This window comes from Nitrosopumilus piranensis, assembly GCF_000875775.1.
Taxonomy (GTDB): domain Archaea; phylum Thermoproteota; class Nitrososphaeria; order Nitrososphaerales; family Nitrosopumilaceae; genus Nitrosopumilus; species Nitrosopumilus piranensis.
This window is the reverse complement of record NZ_CP010868.1, coordinates 619909-640619: the sequence shown is the minus strand read 5'-3', so window position 1 is coordinate 640619 and position 20711 is coordinate 619909. Positions and strand designations below refer to the sequence as shown.

Below are 20711 nucleotides of genomic sequence, written 5' to 3'. Positions count from 1 at the left end.
ATACTTTTCATTCAACGGATATTGATCTTGTCATGGGGTTTGATAATGCAGTTGGATCATTTAGCGAAGTCCAAACAAATGTTTCAATGCTATAGTCCCCAGAATTTTTTGGTATCCATGATTGAGATACATCAAGGTTTTGTCCAGGAGACAACTGACCTTTTATCCAAGAAAGAGATTCCACATAGTTTTCAGAGTTTTTTACTTGAAAGAGATAAACAAACTTTTGATCATACTCTTGAGTATTTGATATACTTCCAACAATCTGAACTTGATGATTTGAAGAAAGAGATGATATGCTTTTTCCAAAGCTATCAGAGATGTTAATTGCAGAGTTTTGCAGTCGTTGGGTAGAAGGAACAGATGATTCTACTTGAGAGCTAGCCTGAAGTTGCAGATTATCTGATATTGAATATGGCTTTGGTAGTGTATAGTCATGGTATTTGGCAGAAATTATATCGCTTGGAATTGCATAAAGTCTGTTTCCACTAGATGCGGAGTTTTGAGTCAAAGATATTGTGGCAACAAAAGAGCCAGAACTCTCAGATGTCTCAATTGCATTTGTAGTAATTCCTCCAACATCAGAGTCTGAAAATACTTCTATTGGAATTTGATCAATTGCCTCAGGGTTTAGATTCATGTCAGGATCAATTACTCTAACCAATACTGATTCCTTTGAGAGAAAAACATCATTTGTAAATTCAATGGCTCCAATATTCCACGATACTGGAACTGATTCAGACAGTATTACACCATCTGCAAACTCAAATGATACTGTAACTCCAGAATCCCTTTCAACTTCCAAGAATCCACTTGTTGGTCCACTGCCTATAGTTCTAGGATTAGTATCAAAGCTGCCATCACCGTCTGCATCATGCAAAAATCCAGTAAGAATAATTTCGCCAGTAAATATTCCACTTGCCACATTGGTCTCAGTTAGTCTGTAAGGCTCCAGAGAATGACTTCGCGTTGAAATTTTAATTGGATTATCCGTATCATCACCTATTGAATCAATCAAGTCTTTGTCTGTGTTCCAGCTTGGTGCAATTACTTTGATTTTGATTTTGTCAGTCCACGAGTAAATGGGTCTGTCAAAAAATATCGGAGCATATGGTTTGTCATAGTCTGGAATCTCTTGAGCAGATGCAAATGGCAAAATAAAAATTAAAAATAAAAAATCAAGCAATCACTTTTGATATGGTAGAGTTAAGATTTATGGTTTACTAGTCTGACTCTTCATCAGGCAAAGATATTGCCAAAATGTTGTCACCGCGAAGCAATATTTTGCCTAGTGGTTCTGGTTTTTTTTCAGTAATGTCTTCAGCGTTTTCTAGTGTAAGGTTCATGTGAATATCAAAGTCTTGCAGTACCCCTTGAACTGTCTTGTTGTTTCTTAATCGAAGCAAGACAACTTTATCTTTGGAGTTTGCCATTAGTGTTGAAATTTCATCTGCCATAATTATCATCAAGTTATTTCTTCTTGCTTACTTGCATGTACAAGTCAACTGTACCACTGCCAATTGGAATGTTACTTCCAACAATTACGTTTTCAGTGATACCTTTGAGTTGTTCAATTTCTCCTCCAAGTGCAGCATGTGCAATTGTTGGAACGGTAATCTCAAATGCGGCTCTTGCCAAGACACTGTCTTTGGTTCCTGCAATTCCATGTCTTCCAATTTGTTGCATGTAACCACGTGAGCACATCAAGTCAGCTACTAACATAATGTATCTATTATCAACTTCAAGTCCCTGATCTTCTAGAGTACTGTTAAGTTCATTGATTAGTGCATTTCTTGCAGCTTCAATTCCAAGTGTTCCTGCAATTTCAAAGACGTTGTTTGTTCTAACGTTTCTCTTGTCAATTCCTTTTACTTCTAAGACCTTTGCAACGTTTGAACCAGTTGTCTGGATAACCCACTCATCATCTTTTTGGACTAGTGTTACACGTTCAATGTCTGGTACACCTTTGACAGTAGTGTTAAGAACTTTGTTTCGGATTGCAATTGCTGTTGCAGTATCAGATTCCTCAACTAGTTTTAATGTAATTAGTTCACCAGTTGTCTCCAACTTGAATTTCTTGTTTGATGATAGTGCTGCCTCTACTTCAGCAATAGTACAGCCTCTCTCTTTGAGCCTGTTTTCACTCAAAATTAGTTTAATTTCAGTTGCATAGTCAGTTTCACTGTCTGCAATCAAGGCACTTACTTTGGTTTGCAAAACATTTCTTGCAACATCAATTGCTTTTTCTCTTGATTTCTTTGAGTCCCCATCAAGATAAATATCCATAGTTGGCGTTACTGGTTTCTTTCTTGCATCAACTAGTTCAATTAATCTTGGAAGACCCAGTGTAACGTTTCTTTCTTTAATTCCTGCAAAGTGGAATGTTCTTAATGTCATCTGAGTACCAGGTTCACCAATTGATTGTGCAGTGATGATTCCGACTGCTTGTCCTGGTTCAACTTTAGCTTTGTTGTAAAGTAGCAATCCCTTCTTACATACTGCCTCAATACCATCTTTGCTTAATCCAGATTCTAGTAATGCATCAGTTACAAGTGAGGTAAGTCTTGGGTTAAAGGTCTTGGTGTATTTCTTGGCCAAAGTTTCAATCTCGTCTTTTGTTGCCTTTTTGCCAGAGTCAACAATTTTCTGAGATTCAATTAATCTACTTGGGTTAAATGCCTCACCATGATCACTCTTTTGAACATCAATTCCATCTTCACCATAAAGGAATTGAACAATGTGTCCGTGTGGATCTCTTACTGTTCCATCATATTCTAATCTAATGTGTTCTAATGCGTTGATCAATCTACGCTGCATGTAACCACTTTGTTGTGTTCTGACTGCAGTGTCTACAAGTCCTTCACGACCACCCATTGCGTGGAAGAAGAATTCAAGTGCAGATAGTCCTTCTCTGTAATTGGATTTTACAAATCCATGTGCATCAGGATTATTGTCATGTTCTTGATAGTGTGTCAAGGCTCTGTTGTTGTAGCCTTCATGAAGTCTGTTACCTCTTCTCGACTGTTGTCCAAGGGCTCCTGCCATCTGACCCACGTTAAGTGATGAGCCTCTTGCACCAGTAGTAGCCATGATTTTTCCTGCATTGTCTGCTGGAAGGCAATCATTTGCAGTAGAGCCTGCCTTGTCTCTGGCTTTACCCAATTCATTTACAATATAGGCCTCTAATGCTTCTTCAGGTCTCATACCTCTTGTTAGTTTCAAAGTACCTTTCTTGAATTGATCAGTCAAGTCATCTACAGTGTCATAAGTCTCTTGAATGTCATCAAGAATCTGTTGTTTGTCTTTGTCAGGGACGATAAGGTCACCGTAACCATAACTGAAACCATAGTGAGTGATGAATTGTTTTACCATAATGAGAATAGAGTTGAGGAAGCTTTTTCCTACGGCATTGCCATAGTCTTTTGCAATTCTATGTAGTACACTTTCTGGTTCTTCTGCGCCAATTGAAGATTTGTCAATTACACCGCTGATTAGTTCACCATTTTTAATTACAACATCTTTTGCTTTTCCCTTTGTTCCCTTGGACCACTTTGATGTAATGACATAGTTGAAGTCTTTTGGCAAGAACAATGAGAAGAGTTGCTTTCCAGTATATGCCGGACCGTCTTTTGTTTTAGTTGCAGGTTTTGGTAATGGTTCTATGTAACCGCCAAGCATTGCAAGGTTTGAGAATTCTTGAATAGACAAAATAGTATCGTCTTTAGTTAGAAGGTATGCACCAGTTACAAAGTCTCTTAGGGCACCAATGATTGGACCGCCATATCTGGGAGAGATCAATTGATCTTGAACTCTCATCAAAAGAATTGCTTCTGCACGTGCTTCTTCACTTTGAGGAACGTGAAGGTTCATCTCATCACCATCAAAGTCTGCGTTGTATGGTGGACAAACTGATGGGTGAAGTCTGAATGTCTTTCCGGGAAGTACACGGACATAGTGTGCCATGATTGACATCTGGTGGAGTGATGGTTGTCTGTTGAACATGACAATGTCACCGTCTGCAAGATGTCTTTCTACCAAGTATCCAATCTCAAGTGTTTCAGCAATTGTAGAGCGGTCCTCTACGAAATCAAGTCTAATCTTTACTCCGTCTGGTCGGACGATATAGTTTACGCCTGGGAATTTCTCAGGTCCATTAATTACAAGTTTTCTCATTCTCTCAATGTTCCATTCTGTTACAATTTCAGGAATTGTTAATTTCATTGCAACTGTCTCTGGGACACCGACTTCGCTCAAGTCCAAGTTAGGATCAGGAGAGATTACAGTTCTGCTTGAAAAGTCAACTCTCTTTCCAGATAATGAACCTCTGAATCTTCCCTCTTTTCCTTTGAGTCTTTGAGTCAAAGTTTTGAGAGGACGTCCAGAACGATGATGAGCTTGTGGGATTCCAGATACTTCATTATCAAAGTATGTTGTTGTATGATATTGTAACAAATCCACCAAGTCTTGAACGATTAGTGGAGGAGTTCCTGCATCTTTGCTTTCTTTTAGTCTCTGGTTAACCCTGATGATATCTACCATCTTGTGTGTCAGGTCATCTTCTGATCTAATTCCAGTCTCCAAAATAATTGATGGTCTAACAGTTACTGGTGGGACAGGAAATGCCTGCAATACAAACCATTCAGGTCTTGCAGTAATTGGATCATATGATAATAATTCTAAATCTTCATCAAGGATTTGTGAGAATCTTTCTCTAATTGTAATTGGAAGTAATCTGTGTTCTCCGATTTCTGTTTTTTCGACAAATATAGTTGGTTTGGTAAAAATTAACTCGTATTGTGTTTTACCACAGTGAGGGCATTCCTTTGCTTTCTTTGCTTTTTCAATGATTTGTTCTGGAATACGTTTTTGAGAGATTACAGTATATGCTGCATGTTTTTCTTTGATGTTTCTAAAGACATCCAAGTCTTCTTGAGGAACTTTGAGTCTTGCACAAGAACGACATGTTGATTGCAGTAACTTGTAGATATTATCAATAAATGCAATATGCAAAACAGGCTCTGCTAATTCCAAGTGTCCAAAGTGTCCAGGACATCTTGCTGCAGTATTTCCACATGTAAGACATTTTTGTCCAGGCTCTAGTGTTCCCAGTCTGCCATCCATCAAACCTCCCTGAACAGGCATTCCATCTTCATCATAAGTTTCAGGAGCAGTGATTTCTGCAACAGAATATTTTCTGATTTCAGTTGGAGACCAAACAGAGAATCTGATTCCATCAATTGCTTTTACTGCTTGAATCGACATTATAGTTTCTCCTTGATTAGTAATCTTGGTGCGACATTGAGACTCTGCATCTCTTGTAAGAGTAGTTTGAATGCATATGCAACTGAAACAGAGGAGACCTTTGCTTTATCGCCACATACTCTGCATACATACTTTCTTTGTTTAACATCATGGTAAGCAACAAGACCACATCTCTCACAAACAAAGATATCAGATTTATCAGACTCATCAAGTAGTCTGTCTTTTAGAATCATAGAAGCACCATAAGCAATCAAACAATCTCTCTCCATTTCACCGAATCTAAGGCCACCACCTCTTGCTCTTCCTTCTGTTGGCTGTTTAGTTAACATCTGAACTTGTCCACGTGCTCTTGCATGAATCTTATCTGCAACCATGTGGTGTAGTTTCTGATAGTATACAACACCGATAAAGACTTCAACTGGGAATGATTTTCCAGTTCTTCCGTCATACATTATCTCTTTACCAGAATATTCAAAGCCATGTGCATCCATTACTTGTCTTACCTCATCCATCTTCTCTCCAACAAATGCAGAACCATCAAATCTCTTTCCACGTAGTGCTGCAGATTTTCCACAGATGGATTCCATCATCATACCAACTGTCATTCTAGATGGGAATGCATGTGGATTAATCAAAACATCAGGAGACATTCCACTTGCAGTATATGGCAAGTCTTCTGCTTTAGCTAAAATTCCTAAAATTCCTTTTTGTCCGTGTCTTGATGCAAACTTGTCACCAATCTCTGGAATTCTCATATCTCTTGCTCTAATCTTGTACATCTTTCCGCCTTCATTTGATTGAGTCATAACTACAGTATCAACAACACCAGTTTCTGACGGTCTGACGCCAATTGAGGTATCCCTTCTATATGGGCCAGATGATTCAAACTCTCTATACTCTTCCATGAATCTTGGAGGACTAGTTTTTCCAATCAAGATGTCGCCACCTTTTACTGGGGCTTCTGCTGCAACAACACCGTCTTCTTCTAATAGTCTGTATGCACGTTCTCCCTTGTAACCTCGGATATTATCCTCAGCGTTTGGAATTTCAAATGCATCACGCATTCCGCCAGGATATTGTTTTGCTTCAGCATCATAAATTCTAAAGAAGAATGTTCTTCCAAGTCCTCTATCAACTGATGCCTTGCTAAGAACAATTGCATCTTCAATATTGTAACCATCAAATGGCAATACTGCAACTACACAGTTCTGACCTGCTGGTCTGTCTTCTAATCCCAAAAGTTTCATTGCTTTTGTATTGACAATTGGAACTTGTGGATATAGCATAAAGTGCTGTCTAACGTAAGTACTTGTATTCATCATCGGTGTTGAGAATCCCAGACTCTGTTTTGCCATTGCAGACTCGTATGTATTTCTTGGAGACTGGTTGTGTTCAGGATATGGAATTATTGAAGCTCCTGCACCAAGAATTGCTGGTGGGAAAACTTCAAGATGAGTATGCTTCTTTGTGTCTTTTTCATCTAGTGTGACATAGCAGTTCTCTTCTTCATTTGCATCAATCATTTCAAGTACGCCCATTCTCAAAAGATCAGTCCATGAGATGAGTTTCTTTGAGATTTTATCTAACAAATCAGAAGTAAGTAGTGGTTTGTTATCTTTGATAATAATTAATGGTCTTAGTACACGTCCTGCATTACAGTTAACGTATAATCTTCTTGTAGAACCTTCAATTTCAGATTTATGAAATGATACACCAACATGTGGGTGAATCTTTGAATTTCTTCTCAAGTCCCTTAGAGATTCTGCAAGTTGTTCACCGTCTTTATAATATCCAATTAATCTACCATCAACAAATATTCTAGTCCCATCTTTTTTCAAATCTTCTTTGGCATCAAAAAAGTGAACAGTTCCAAGGTCATAGAGCTTCTCTATAATTTCTTCAGATGGTACGTTTACTGAAATGATTCCAGATAATGCGAGATTTTTTACAAGACCACAATTTGATCCTTCAGGGGTTTCACTTGGACAGATTCTTCCAAAGTGGGTTGCATGCAAGTCTCTTGCCTCAAAATTTGGCTGGGTTCTACTAAGAGGAGATTGAATTCTTCTAAGGTGACTAATAGTTGAAAGATAGTTAGTTCTATCAAGTAGTTGAGTTACACCTACTCTACCTCTTCCCCAGTTTCCAGTGGCAATTGCATTGTTTAGTTTATCAGTAATAATTCCCGGACGAATAGCAGCAGCTACAGCATTAATTCCACGTTTTTGGCCTGAGCGTTCTAGTTGGTATTTCATGTCGCGGACAAGATTTCTAAATGCAGTTCTAAACAAGTCTGCAAGCATCTGACCTGCAAATTTGATGACTTTGTTTCCATAGTGATCCTTGTCGTCAGGCTTTATCCAACCAAGTCTTAGTTCTAATAATTTACAAGCAGCTTCTCCCAAAAATTGTGCCTTTTCTTTTCTGTTTTCAGGATGCTTTCCCAAGTGAGGTAACAGACCCCAATCAAGCAAAGTCTCAGCACGTTTAATCTGAAATTCTTCAAGCATTCCCGGAGCAATTCTCTTACTGATGTAAACGATAGCGTCTTTTGCAGTTGGAACATCACCTGCTTTTTCAAAAGAGCCTTCTAATTCATCTTGAAGTTCATCTACCAAAGAAACTGCAGCTGCAATCTCTCTGTCTGATTCTAATCCAAGTGCTCTCATCAAAGTAACTACTGGAATATCAACTGGAGAGCCAGGAATTCTGGCAACAATTAATCCATCATTTTTCATGACAAGTTCTAATTTTGCACGGTAACCAACAATTGAAGAATATACTTTGGCTTTGTGTACAATGTTTCCGCCAACTGTTTCTCGGTCAACAATTATTTTATTGTAAGAAAGATCTTCTAGCCCAACAATTACTCGTTCAGAACCATTGATGATAAAGTAGCCACCAGGATCGTTTGGGTCCTCACCATGTTCAACTAATTTTTGTGTAGAGAAATTATGCAAGATACATGCATTTGATTTTGCCATAACTGGAACATCACCAATATGGACAAATCTTGATTCAAGAATTTTTCCATCTTCTACAACACTTGCCTCCATCATCACTGGTGCAGAATAAGATACGTTTCTCAATCTAGCTTCAGCTGGAGTGATGTGTGTAATGGAGCCATCAAGTTCCATCATTCGTGGTTGTTGAAGTTTAACTTTGCCTAGCTGAATCTTGTAAGGGTATTCAGCATTTTCAATATCGATTTGTCCAACTTCGTTGATAATACTTTGTAGTCCTCTTTCTAAAAATTCATCAAAGGAGTTTAGGTGTTGACGTGCAATGCCCTCTCTCTTCAAAATATCTTGAATTACTGGCCAACGTTTTGTAGAAGGATCTGCCATCTATACTTCCACCACATATCGATAATAGAAACTCTCACCAGCAGTTGGGCTTTTTCTAGTGATCTTTATCATATCACCAGGTTTTACACCAAGTCCCAAAATTGCAGGATCGTTTACAAAGATTAATGGTAATTCAGTTGGCTTACAATTGTATTTTTTTAAAACTTCTTCAGCTTCTTGTTTTGAAATGATTTCATGCTTTGGAACATAGATATGGTCAGGTACAAGAATTTGGTTTTTCTTAGTTGCCAATTACAAAACCCCCACGTCGAACATTAAATGTAACAGTAATGAATACACACAAACTGTCAAAATCTCACGCTCAGGTTAATATATATCTAATCTGAAATTCGTCAAGAAAATTGTATTTTTTCTATTTTGTCAACTAATCTTTTCACAACCTTAAATAGTAGAAATTTAGGCGTAAGAACAATGAAATCACAATTGATGGTGTTTGCCATATCTGCAATTCTTTTTGCAAGTATTGGTACGTCACCAGCATTTGGACAAATACAAAATACGATTGTTGTTACCACAGATAAAACATCATATTCAGAAGGCGAAGTCATCATGGTAACAGGTGAAGTTAGAGATCTATATTCAGGAACTCCTGTAAGTGTTATTGTCAAAGCACCTAATGGCAACTTGGTCTCAATTGCTCAAGTTACAGTTGGCGCAGACAAAAAATTCAGTACTGAAATTACTGCTGGAGGTTCATTGATGAGAGCAGAAGGCTCATACACAATTACCGTTCAATATGGTAGTGTGAATAGATCAGATACAACATCATTTGAATTTGGTGGTTCTACGGTAGTAACACCACCAAAGGATACAGGCAAAGTTACAGAAAAAACTGTAACAGTTGAGGGTTCAACAGATTTGATAGGGTATACGATTACAGGGGCAAAACTACTTGGAATCATGCCTGACTTTGAAGCAAAATCTTTGATCGTATCAATTGATGCCACTAATGACGGTTCAATCACAATGACAATCCCTAGATCAGTATTAGATGCTACTATGAATGGTGCAGATGAGGAATTTTTCGTTCTAGTTGACGGAGAAGAAGTAGACTTTGATGAAATAAAAACATCAACAGATAGAACATTAACCATATCATTCCCAGCAGGATCTGAGGAGATCGAGATAATCGGTACATTTGTAGTCCCAGAATTTGGTACAATCGCAGCAATGATTCTAGCAGTAGCAATTATCTCAATAATTGCAGTATCTGCAAGATCAAGACTTAGTATTATACCAAGATACTAATTTCATCTTTTTTCTCTTTTTATAGAATTGTGTATTATAGATGGGTTAGATGATAAAATTACTTTTTAAATATACATAAATACCAAAGCAACTTGGGTGAAAATAGGATGAATTTAAAACGTTCTACAACATCAGTGGTATTTGCCGTTATGGCACTGTCATTAATTTCAATGACTGCAATTCAGCAAGACGCATTTGCTCAGACACAAGGAATGTCCATTACTGCTAAAGCAGATAGAAATTCAGACACCATTACTGTCACAGGTAAAACAGTTTCAAAGTTGACAGATGTTACATTTAGAGTAATATCTCCAAGTGGAAATAACGTAGTTGTTATTGATCAAGTTTCACCAATGAGTGACGGAACATTTGAGACTAAATTCAAAATAGGTCCAACATGGAAGGAAAATGGATTTTACACAATATCAGCTAAACAAAGCTTGCAACAAAATTCAATTTATACATTGGACGTTGAAGTCGAAGTAGTAAACGGAATGGCCAAAAAGACATCAGCAACTGAGTCAAGTTATAGTTCAGATATATTCGTACCATCTGGACCAAATATTGCTAAAGATGCAGGATTAGAAATTCATGCAGATGCCGTTATAGGATCTTCAACTATTGAAATCTCAGGACAAACAGACAGAGTTAGTCAAGACGTAACTTTGACTGTTACTGCACCAAATGGAAATAAAGTATCCATTGGGCAAATCACACCAATGCTAAATGGCGAATTCAGTACCACATTTAACACAAGTGGTCCGCTATGGAAACAAGATGGTTTCTATACTGTAACTGCAAAACAATTTGACGATCCAAAATACACTGCTTCAACCGAAGTCGAAATTGAAGACGGAGTAGTAGTACCGGAATTCGGTACAATTGCAGCAATGATTCTAGCAGTAGCAATTATCTCAATAATTGCAGTATCTGCAAGATCAAGACTTAGCATTATACCAAGATACTAAAATCACATCTTTTTTCATTTTTTAAATATACATAAATAGAGACAGGTTCAATTTGCAACAAGATGAACAGCCGTACGTCGTTTGCGCTACTAGCCATTTTGACTGCAGTCGGTACTTTAACCATGTCATCAGCATTCGCAGAACTCCCACCAGCATGTGTAGGATGTTCCAACAGCGAGGCAAGGGCAACATCAAATGAGATGTTGCTTAAAGAGATCCCAGTATCTGTTTGGACAGATAAGAAGGATTACAAACAAGGTGACATGATTATGGTAAATGGGCAAGTAGCAAATGTAGCATCTGGATTTCCAGTTACAATTACTGTTGTGAGTCCTCTAAATTCTGTTGTTGCAATTGATCAAATCAATGTAGCAAATGATGGAAGTTTTGAGACCACATTAAACACAGCAGGTGCAATGTGGAAATACGACGGTACCTACACCGTTAAGGCAAACTATGGCAGTGCTGATAAAAAGAGCAGTGTCAAAGTCAAATTAACTGGTGGAATTTCGCATACACCAACATATGAAACACCTACAACGTCCAAACAATGTGGTGCAAATGAATTAACTGCAAATGGTTATTGTGTACCATTTAGCATTACAGGTGGTGCAGTTACAAGTGCAACCCTCAATACAGATGACAACTCAATTGTTATCAACATCAATGCCAAAAAGGATGGAACCTTAACAGTAACTCCATCAAAGACAGTCCAAGACGGTATCTTCATGGTACTAGTTGATGGACAAGAATGGGATGATGTTGAGATTGTTGCAAACAAAGTAACAGTCATGTTCCCAGCAGGAACTGAACAAATTGAAATTATTGGTACCTTTGTAATACCAGAATTTGGTACAATCGCAGCAATGATTCTAGCAGTAGCAATTATCTCAATAATTGCAGTATCTGCAAGATCAAGACTTAGCATTATACCAAGATACTAAAATCACATCTTTTTTCATTTTTTCATTTTTAATAGTAAAAGAAATATACAAACATATCATTGAAAATTTGTGGATTCTAGGATATTTTATGGATTAATTTCAGTACTAGTAATTTCGACAGGATTTGCTTTTGCTCAAGAGTCATTAATTTCGGTTCAAACAGATGATAAAAATTATGACGAAGGAGATACAATTGTCATATCAGGAAAAGTCACAACAGTAATAAGAGAAACACCAGTAACACTCCAATTATTTACAGAGGGCAATCTAGTAGATATTGCACAAATTACGGTGGCTCAAGATGGAACTTATTCTCACACAGTTATTGCAGAGGGACCATTATGGAGTAAGGCAGGAGATTATCTAGTCAGAGTGTTATATGGAGAAGGAAATATTGCAGAATATGAGTTTAGTTTTACTCCAGAAACAGAGTCAGTTGTAACTACAACAAATTTTGAAGTTGATGCCGGAAGTCATGGAACGTTTGATGTAGAATATACAATCAAAGGTGGAACAGTCAAAAACATGATAGTTGATTCAGATATTTTTGCATTAATTGTTCAAGTAGATTCAACTGATGAAGGGGTAATAACATTAGATTTACCAAGAGAGTTTATTGGTGCTGAAAAACAAGATGGAAAAGATGACACCTTTATCATTTTAATTGATGGTGTAGAGGTAGCATATCAAGAATCAATGGTACACTCAGATTCAAGAGTAATTACAATAAATTTTGAACAGGGAGATTCAGATATTGAAATTATTGGTACCTATATTGTTCCAGAGTTTGGAACAATTGCAATGATGATCTTACTAGTTGGAATAATGGCAACAGTAATTCTTACTAGAAACAAATATCAGATTAAAATTTAGGTTTTAGAAAAAGAATATTTTTCTTTAAATGGGGAAACTGCTCTTAACTCTTCTACAACTTTTTTTAAAATATCCACTGTTTGCTTGATTTCTTTTTCATCATTGAATATTCCAATGGTCAGTCTTAATGAACCAGTGATTTGTTCATGTGAGAAACCCATTGCCTGTAAAACATGAGATGCCTTTTGAGTGTGTACAGAACAAGCAGAGCCAGTAGATGCTGCAACACCATATTCATCAAGCTTGATTATTAGATCCTCACCGTTTACACCAAGAAAAGTAAAATGGGCATTATTTGGTAAATGATGTTCTAAATTCCCATTAGCAGATACTTGAGGAATTTCATTTAGTACATTTTGAACCAAGATGTCTCTGAGGTTTTTCATGTGAGTTATGTTTTCAGAGAGATTTGTTTTTGCAAGTTCGCATGCTTTTCCAAAACCAACAATGTTTGCAACATTCTCAGTGCCAGAACGTAAACCGTGTTCTTGACCCCCTCCCAAGATCATAGGATCAATTGAGACATCTTTTTTGACATACAATGCTCCAATGCCTTTAGGACCATAGAGTTTATGAGATGAAATTGAGAGTAGTTCCACGCCTAATTTACCAACATCTATTGGCACTTTGCCCACTGCTTGTACTGCATCAGTATGAAAGACGACATCGTGATCATGACAAATTTTAGCAATTTCAGATATTGGCTGGATGGTTCCAACCTCATTATTTCCAAACATAATTGAAACAATTCTAGTTTTTTCAGAAATGTGATTTTGTAGGTCGGATAGTTTAACCATACCAAATTTATCAACGGGGAGATAGATTACATCAAATCCATCTTCAGATAATTTTTTACATGGCTCTAAAATTGCATCATGTTCAATGGAAGATGTTATAATTTGACCGGAAGTATGTTTTTTCAAAATCCCCCTTAATGCAGTATTATTTGATTCAGTACCACCAGAAGTAATCAGGATTTCAGAAGGGTCAGCATTTATCAGGGATGCGATTTGTTTTCTTGCTTTTTCAATTGCTTTACGGGACAATCTACCATAACGATGAATAGATGAAGGATTACCATATTGTTCTTTAAGATATGGAAGCATAGAGTCTAAGACATCATTATGAATTTGAGTAGATGCAGCGTTATCAAGATAGATCAATCTGCAATCACATTGATTTTTCCTGGTTTATACCCTTCTTGATCAACTTCAACTGAAGAAAATCCAATCAACTTTAATTTTTCTGTGATTTTATTTAATACAATATCATTAAATGCAGAGATATCATTTTTTTCTACTTCAATTTTTGCAGAACCATTTAGATCACGTACACGGACCTGTTTGATTTTGGTTAGTTGTTTTACAACTGTTTCGCCTAATTCTATTCTAGTTAATTTTTCAGCAGTGACTCTTTGACCCCATGGAATCCGTGAAGCCAAGCAAGAGTTTGATGGTTTGTCATGAACTGATAATCCTACAGATTTTGCAATTTCTCTAATTTCTGATTTTGAAAAATTTGTCTCAACAAGAGGACTTCTAATCCCATTTTGTCTCAATGCCTCAATTCCGGGCCTATAATCACCCAGATCATCAAGGTTTGTTCCATCAACAATTACCTCTACCTGCTGTTGTTTTGCCAATTTCAACAAATGGTCGCCTAATTCAAGCCTACAGTGAAAACATCGAGTGGAATCATTTTTTGTAAATTCATTATTTTCAAGTTCATTGTAATCTAAGAGGAGTTGCTGGATTCCTATTTCAGAACAAACTTGCTTGGCTGTTTGTAGTTCTTCTTCAGAGAGAGTCTTGTAATCAGCAGTTACTGCAATTGCCAAGTTACCTAATTTTTGGTATGCAGCATATGCTACAAGTGCACTATCTACACCACCAGATAATGCAATGATTACCTTATTTTTATCAGCAAACCAATTTTTCAGTTCATCAAGTTTTGTCATCTAATTCTCCATTTTTTCAATCTCTTTACGAAGTAGTGGTTCTGTTTCTTTGATTGATTTTTCAAGAGTATTTGAAATATGCTTCAAATCATCAAACTCAATTTTAAAATCTGTTTTGCCTTTAAATGATGATTTTTTATATCGCACCTCAAAAGACTGTCCATTAATTGTTAATGAAACATTATGGTTTGTTCTTGGAACGATAAATCTGTTAGATTCAGATATGCGAACTCCCAGTGTTCCAGTTTCTAAAATTAGGGTATCAACTATTTCATCGATATTTTGATCATCACATATTATAGATACAAGATTTGTAGGCCTACCTTTTTTTGTAATTCCGTGATAGATTGAAACATCTCGAGCTCCTTTTTGCATAATTTTTTCGATGAGATTTCCAAGTATTTCACCTGAAATATCATCAACATTAGTCTCAAGAATCTTTACAGAATCAATTTCTAAATCATTTGTAGAACCTCGGACCAGTTTTAATACATTAGAAAATTTTTTAAAATCTTTTTGTCCAGCACCATATCCAATTGACTTGATTTTCATTGAAGGATAGTAATCCATGGATGTGTTTGTTAAATTAACCAAAATGCAAGCACCAGTAGGAGTTGTTAGTTCTTCATTAGCATCAGTGCCTTGAATTTTGAGAAAAGAGTTTTTGAAGATCTCAAGAATTGCACTTGCAGGATTAGACATTGTACCATGTGAAAAAGTTACACTTCCTCCACCAATAGAGACAGGCAGACAAATAATTTTTTCATCAAACAACCCCAAATCATCTAGGGCAATTGTGATCCCAACAATGTCAACTAGAGTATCAATGCTAGAGGCCTCATGAAAATGGACAGAATCCTCAGGAACACCATGAATTTTAGATTCAGAAGAAATGAGTGCATTAATACAAGATTCAGCAAATGTTTTTGCCTTTTCAGAGAGTCCTAAATTTTGAGTAGAATCATTTATTGCTTTTTTAATTTCAGACCCCTTTCTTTCATGAGTGGGTTCATCAAGTTCTAAGATTAGTTGCAGAGCCTCAATTCCTCGTTTTTGGGTTTTTTGAAAATCAATTTTTTTAATAGTTGAATTTGAGAAAAATTTTTCAGATTTTTTAATCCCATCAATTACTTTGCGTTTATCAGCTCCCAAATCAATTAAAGAAGAGAGAAGCATATCTCCAGATATTCCTGCGATTTGAGGATCAATTACTAAAACCATTGATTAAAAATTATCAAAAATGCTTATAAATTCGTCTGATCGGTATGGAATTTCACTAGATTTAATTATTGAAAATTAACAGCGACTTTCATGATTACCATTATTGGATCAGGTAAAGTAGGCGGAGATGCAGCATTATTTTCTGCACTAAAAAAATTAGATGACCAGATTTTGTTACTAGATGTTGCTGAAGGACTTCCTCAAGGTGAGGCAATGGATATCAACCACATGCTTTCAGAGCAAGGAATAGATGTCGAAGTAAAGGGTTCTAACAATTTTGAAGATATGAAAGGTTCCAATATTGTAGTAGTTGTAGCAGGTTCTGGACGAAAGCCAGGAATGACTCGTATGGATCTATTGAAGATCAACGCTTCAATTGTCAAAAGTGTAGTAGATAACATCAAAAAATATGCAGATGACTCTATGATTATTCCAGTTACCAATCCATTAGATCCTATGGCATACATCACATACAAAGTATCAGGATTTGACAGAAGTAGAGTATTTGGAATGGGGGGTATGCTTGATTTATCTAGATTTAGACAATTTATTCATGAAGCAACTGGACACTCTCGAGATTCCATCAGAGCACTAGTTATTGGAGAACATGGTGAAAATATGCTTCCACTACCAAGATTTTCATCTGTGTCAGGAATTCCACTATCATCATTTTTGCCAAAAGAAAAATTAGATGAGTTGGTTCAAAACACAAAGCAGGTTGCTACAAAAGTTATTGAGTTAAAGGGAGCAACAGTTCACGCCCCAGGAAATGCAATTTCTGCAATTGTTGAATCAGTTGTAAGAGATAGAAAGCAAGTCATCCCAGTTGCAACATATCTTGATGGGGAATATGGTCATTCGGATGTCACAATCGGAGTTCCAGCAGTTATAGGAAAGAAAGGAGTAGAAAAAATTATAGAGTTAGATCTAAACGATGAAGAGAAACAAGTCTTTAACAAAGCAGTAGAGAGCGTTAAAGGTGCAATATCAGGCATTGAGATCTAAGCCTTTTTTTATCCATAGAAAGAAAAATTATCATTGGAAATTCACGAAGTTCTAAAATCAGTTAAAGCAGGAAAGATGTCAGTTAATGATGCAAAAAAACTTCTTTCATTATATTCAATTGAAGAGATAGAAGGAATTGCAAAAATAGACATCAACAGAAGAAAAAGGAGGGGAATTCCTGAGATAATTTTTGCTGAGACAAAGGAACTTGACGAAACTAAAAAAATTATAAAACGAACTTTAGAAAAATCAAATTCCGTAATTGTTTCAAGAATAAAGAAAACAGATTATTCAAAAATCAAGGCATTTGCAAAGAGACTAAAAGTCAAAATTAAAACAGGAAAAAAGTCATCTTCGTTATTGTTATTCAAAAAACCAATCAAATTTCATGGTGGAAAAGTGGGTATTCTTACTGCTGGAACATCAGATATTGGGATAGCAGAAGAATCAAGACTAGTTTGCGAAGCAATGAATTGTAAATGCATCACAAGTTATGATGTAGGAGTAGCTGGAATTCAAAGAATTTTCCCAATTTTAAAAAAAATGATAGAAGCAGATGTTGATTGTATAATTGTCGCTGCTGGAATGGAAGGTGCATTAGCAACACTAGTCTCTACACTGACAGATATCCCAGTTATTGGCATTCCAACATCAGTAGGATATGGCTATGGAGAAAAAGGAATCGCAGCCCTTGCCTCAATGCTTCAAAGTTGCTCCTTGGGATTATCTGTTGTAAACATAGACAACGGTATTGCAGCTGGTGGGATTGCTGCAAATATTGCAAACAGAACAATTAGAAAAAAAGAATAAGTAAAATTTACAATTCTTTGAGCAAAATGACCTCGTAAATGATATATAACATAATCAAACGAAGTTTGATAGTTGGCTGGCAAACGTGTTGTACTAACTGCTGATCGTAGTTTAATGACAAATTATAGAGGAAATTTTCTGTATGGATTTATTGCGTGTGGACCATATGAGGTCCTACCAGAATGGGTTTTTGACAAAGTATTTTGTCCTTCAGTTGAAACAGATCCAATTACAGGTGAAGCAAAAGTTGCCCAAATTGGACTAAGAAGAATTGAGAGTTCATTGATTCAAGGAGGATACAAGAGAGACGATGTATTCATTGGACATCCAGATATGCTACACAAATCAATTGGACCAGACACGAAAGTTGTCGGAATTAATGTTATGGATCCATTGGGAATGGCACCAGTTACCACAACAATGTCACCAGAAAAATTGTCGTATGTTGCCATGAAATTTAAAAAAATGTGTGCAAGTATAATTCAACTCAAAAAGAAATATGATTTCAAAGTTGTAGTTGGTGGAAACGGGGCATGGGAATTAGCAAAATCAGATAGAATGAAGATTCATGGAATAGACACAGTGGTAGTTGGAGAAGCAGATGAATTGGCAGTTGATTTATTCCAAGATTTAGAAAAAAATGATGCTCCAGAATTAATGCATTGTTTTGTAAGAAACCTTGAAAACATTCCAACAATTGAAGGACCTACAATCAATTCTTTGATTGAGGCAATGAGAGGATGTGGAAGAGGTTGTGATTTTTGTGATGTGAATAAAAGATCAAAGAAAGATCTGCCAATAGAAAGATTACAGCATGAGGCAAAAATCAATTTAGATTATGGTTTTGATTCAATTTGGTTGCACTCTGATGAGATGTTGCTATATGGATGTGATAACAGGGATTTTGTTCCTAACAGAGATGCCATTACAGATTTGTGGAAGTCACTAAAAGGACTTGGCGCAAACTTTATTGGAACAACACACATGACATTTTCAGCAGTTGCCGCAGACCCTACATTGATGCAACAGATTTCACATGTTAATGGACAGGATCAATCAGGAAGATGGCTTGCAACTAATCTAGGAATTGAGACAGTTGCACCAGATATGGTAAAGAAGCACTTAGGTGTTAAAACAAGACCATTTTCTACTGATGAATGGGGCAGCGTTGTTAGAGAAGGGGCAAAAATTCTCAATGAAAACCATTGGTTCCCAGCTGCTACAATCATTATTGGTTGGCCTGATGAAACGCCTGACGATATCCAGTATACAATTGATATGATGAGTGACTTTAGAGAGATGGACTTTAGAGGATTAGTTGCACCATTATTGTATCAGGACTTTAGTGAAAAGAATTCAATGCACTTTGGAAATTTGAATGAAGCACAGTTTACCTTGTTTTGGAAATGCTGGGAAAACAATCTACGTGTAATCAACGACATCATTCCAATCATTCTTAGAAACAAGACTTATGGACCACCAATGAAAGTTTTCATGTATGGAATTCTAAAAGCAGGAACGTGGGCAATTATGAGATATCTAAGAGGATTGTGTAAGGATCTATTCAATGGAAGAACCCCTGATGAGATAATTGACAAGTATGCTAGAAGCAGATCAGTATCTGCTCCAAAAATTCAAACAAAGAAATTATAGATTTTCTATAGCAACATCTGCTATGGTATTTCGTTTTGGTGTTAATGAGATAAAGTAAACTTTGTCTGCTCTCTCAATATTGCCAACTTTTTTATATGATTTTGAAGATACATCAAACTCATATATTCCAGGTTCAAGGGTTCCTTTGACATACAACATAAGATATGTTTCTCCAGTAGAAGGACTAAGTGGAATAAATGACATAACATAATCCTTGTAGGAGTTAATCGGCATTGTATTTTTCATTGGTGGTGCAGCTGATGCCAAGTACATAAAAATATCTTCAATTGAATCAAATTCTTCGTACTCAATATGCATTAAGTTAGATAATGTGTTTCAGTATAATAACCTAGAGAAATTCTAAAATTATTTTCTTGATTTGAGAGATTTGTGAACTTTGAATCCGATCAATGCCGGTGCTGCAATGTACATTGCCAAGTTTAGTGCAATTACAGAAATTCCCAATCCCAAGACCTCAACTTCTGAACCATCTTCAGCTAAAGTCATAATTGACAATGTTGAAATCATTGGTGTGATGAATGCCCTAACTGCTTCTTGGAACATTGGGTTTTCTCTTTCCCAATCTGCAACAGTTGGTGCAAAGGAATAGTATAAAGTATTAAATCCAGTCATAAATGCAGCACCTGAAGTAGTGGACAATACTGTATTATCCCTAACTTCTCTAAGTAATTGAATTTGTGGTGCTAGTTCTGTACCATATGCTGCAGTTGCAATTAGGCAACTACCACCTTCATCTTCAGGTTCAGGAGTTTTGATTACTTGACATATTCCATTTACTAATTCAGTTCCTTCTCCACAATTTATCTCAGGTTCTGGTTCGGGTTCAGGTTCTGGCTCTGGTTCGGGTTCAGGTTCTGGCTCTGGTTCGGGTTCAGGTTCAGGTTCAGGTTCGGGTTCAGGCTGAGGTGTTGGTTCGGGTTCTGGTGCACTAATTACTTGCTCTCCACCAACATAATTTATCGTCACATCACCCTTAGTTGGGCCAAAATTAAAATCAACAGTATATTCTCCAGCTAGTTTCCATAGAGGACCACCAGCAACTATACTTTTTTCAAATGAACCATCAGAATTTACAGAAATTTGACCTATGCCCACAATATTGTTATCGGGAGATGTAATCACAAATGTGAGTCCATGTCCTGCTGTAGCATCATAATCTGCAATAGTTCCAGATAGTTTGACTGTGCCACCATTTCCAATAATTTCTAGGTCTGTAGAGGCCTCAATGAATGAATTTGCTGCAAAGGCAGAACCACTTATACTATAAGATAGAATTGAAATTGACAATAATGCAAACGCTAGGATACTTGCTAGTCTCATTTTCATTTTGATTCATGGGTTGTCAGTATTTATGTATTCAATGAAAGAAAAATTGACCAGA

General features: G+C 36.5%; 17 protein-coding genes. 7 read left to right on the top strand and 10 right to left on the bottom strand.

Annotation, left to right across the window (positions count from 1 at the left end; translation table 11 throughout):
• Window positions 1-7: 7 nt before the first annotated feature.
• From NPIRD3C_RS03730 to NPIRD3C_RS03710, 5 genes are read right to left on the bottom strand one after another with little or no spacing between them, the layout of a single operon-like run.
• Window positions 8-1186: a hypothetical protein gene (locus NPIRD3C_RS03730; RefSeq protein WP_148702893.1), complete on the bottom strand. Its 1179-nt coding sequence runs from the start codon at window positions 1184-1186 to the stop codon at window positions 8-10.
• A gap of 37 nt (window positions 1187-1223) precedes the next feature.
• Window positions 1224-1457, bottom strand: a complete 234-nt coding sequence (locus NPIRD3C_RS03725; RefSeq protein ID WP_148702892.1) for an LSM domain-containing protein — start codon at window positions 1455-1457, stop codon at window positions 1224-1226.
• Window positions 1458-1470: 13 nt separating this feature from the next.
• On the bottom strand, window positions 1471-5262 hold the full coding sequence (locus NPIRD3C_RS03720; protein WP_148702891.1) for a DNA-directed RNA polymerase subunit A': 3792 nt from the start codon (window positions 5260-5262) through the stop codon (window positions 1471-1473).
• Window positions 5262-8609: a DNA-directed RNA polymerase subunit B gene (locus NPIRD3C_RS03715; protein WP_148702890.1), complete on the bottom strand. Its 3348-nt coding sequence runs from the start codon at window positions 8607-8609 to the stop codon at window positions 5262-5264. Before NPIRD3C_RS03715 ends, NPIRD3C_RS03720 begins: the two co-directional genes overlap by 1 nt.
• Entirely contained in the window at window positions 8610-8861 is a 252-nt protein-coding gene (locus NPIRD3C_RS03710) for a DNA-directed RNA polymerase subunit H (RefSeq protein WP_148702889.1), read from the bottom strand. It lies immediately after the preceding gene.
• Window positions 8862-9041: 180 nt separating this feature from the next.
• Here NPIRD3C_RS03710 and NPIRD3C_RS03705 point away from each other — a divergent pair, with 180 nt between their 5' ends.
• The 4 genes from NPIRD3C_RS03705 (at window position 9042) to NPIRD3C_RS03690 (ending at window position 12663) form a co-directional block, all read left to right on the top strand.
• The gene (locus tag NPIRD3C_RS03705) at window positions 9042-9878 is read left to right on the top strand and encodes a PEFG-CTERM sorting domain-containing protein (protein WP_148702888.1); all 837 of its coding nucleotides are present in this window, start codon (window positions 9042-9044) and stop codon (window positions 9876-9878) included.
• A gap of 107 nt (window positions 9879-9985) precedes the next feature.
• Window positions 9986-10846: a PEFG-CTERM sorting domain-containing protein gene (locus NPIRD3C_RS03700; RefSeq protein WP_148702887.1), complete on the top strand. Its 861-nt coding sequence runs from the start codon at window positions 9986-9988 to the stop codon at window positions 10844-10846.
• 122 nt (window positions 10847-10968) lie between these two features.
• Window positions 10969-11790 carry a PEFG-CTERM sorting domain-containing protein gene (locus NPIRD3C_RS03695; protein WP_148702886.1) on the top strand — a complete coding sequence of 274 codons (822 nt, stop codon included), beginning with the start codon at window positions 10969-10971 and terminating at the stop codon, window positions 11788-11790.
• Between the two features lie 69 nt (window positions 11791-11859).
• Window positions 11860-12663, top strand: a complete 804-nt coding sequence (locus tag NPIRD3C_RS03690) for a PEFG-CTERM sorting domain-containing protein (RefSeq protein WP_148702885.1) — start codon at window positions 11860-11862, stop codon at window positions 12661-12663.
• On the opposite strand, the gene NPIRD3C_RS03685 is transcribed toward NPIRD3C_RS03690, so the two are convergent.
• The 3 genes from NPIRD3C_RS03685 to larC are packed head-to-tail and all read right to left on the bottom strand — an operon-like array spanning window position 12660 to window position 15841.
• Window positions 12660-13826 (bottom strand): cysteine desulfurase family protein, encoded by a 1167-nt coding sequence (locus NPIRD3C_RS03685; RefSeq protein WP_148702884.1) that lies wholly within the window; start codon window positions 13824-13826, stop codon window positions 12660-12662. The genes NPIRD3C_RS03690 and NPIRD3C_RS03685 overlap by 4 nt on opposite strands.
• Entirely contained in the window at window positions 13823-14620 is a 798-nt protein-coding gene (larE, locus tag NPIRD3C_RS03680; RefSeq protein WP_148702883.1) for an ATP-dependent sacrificial sulfur transferase LarE, read from the bottom strand. Before larE ends, NPIRD3C_RS03685 begins: the two co-directional genes overlap by 4 nt.
• Complete coding sequence (larC, locus tag NPIRD3C_RS03675; protein ID WP_148702882.1) at window positions 14621-15841, bottom strand: nickel pincer cofactor biosynthesis protein LarC; 1221 nt, start codon at window positions 15839-15841, stop codon at window positions 14621-14623.
• 90 nt (window positions 15842-15931) lie between these two features.
• On the opposite strand from larC, the gene NPIRD3C_RS03670 reads away from it, so the two are divergent.
• The 3 genes from NPIRD3C_RS03670 to NPIRD3C_RS03660 all read left to right on the top strand — a co-directional run bounded on the left by NPIRD3C_RS03670 (window position 15932) and on the right by NPIRD3C_RS03660 (window position 19309).
• Window positions 15932-16846 carry a malate dehydrogenase gene (locus tag NPIRD3C_RS03670; protein ID WP_148702881.1) on the top strand — a complete coding sequence of 305 codons (915 nt, stop codon included), beginning with the start codon at window positions 15932-15934 and terminating at the stop codon, window positions 16844-16846.
• 33 nt (window positions 16847-16879) lie between these two features.
• Window positions 16880-17656: a nickel pincer cofactor biosynthesis protein LarB gene (larB, locus tag NPIRD3C_RS03665; protein WP_148702880.1), complete on the top strand. Its 777-nt coding sequence runs from the start codon at window positions 16880-16882 to the stop codon at window positions 17654-17656.
• 72 nt (window positions 17657-17728) lie between these two features.
• On the top strand, window positions 17729-19309 hold the full coding sequence (locus NPIRD3C_RS03660) for a B12-binding domain-containing radical SAM protein (protein WP_182126429.1): 1581 nt from the start codon (window positions 17729-17731) through the stop codon (window positions 19307-19309).
• Here the strand turns inward: NPIRD3C_RS03660 and NPIRD3C_RS03655 are convergent.
• Entirely contained in the window at window positions 19304-19627 is a 324-nt protein-coding gene (locus NPIRD3C_RS03655; protein WP_148702879.1) for a hypothetical protein, read from the bottom strand. The genes NPIRD3C_RS03660 and NPIRD3C_RS03655 overlap by 6 nt on opposite strands.
• A gap of 48 nt (window positions 19628-19675) precedes the next feature.
• Entirely contained in the window at window positions 19676-20656 is a 981-nt protein-coding gene (locus NPIRD3C_RS03650; protein WP_148702878.1) for a CFI-box-CTERM domain-containing protein, read from the bottom strand.
• Window positions 20657-20711: the final 55 nt, after the last annotated feature.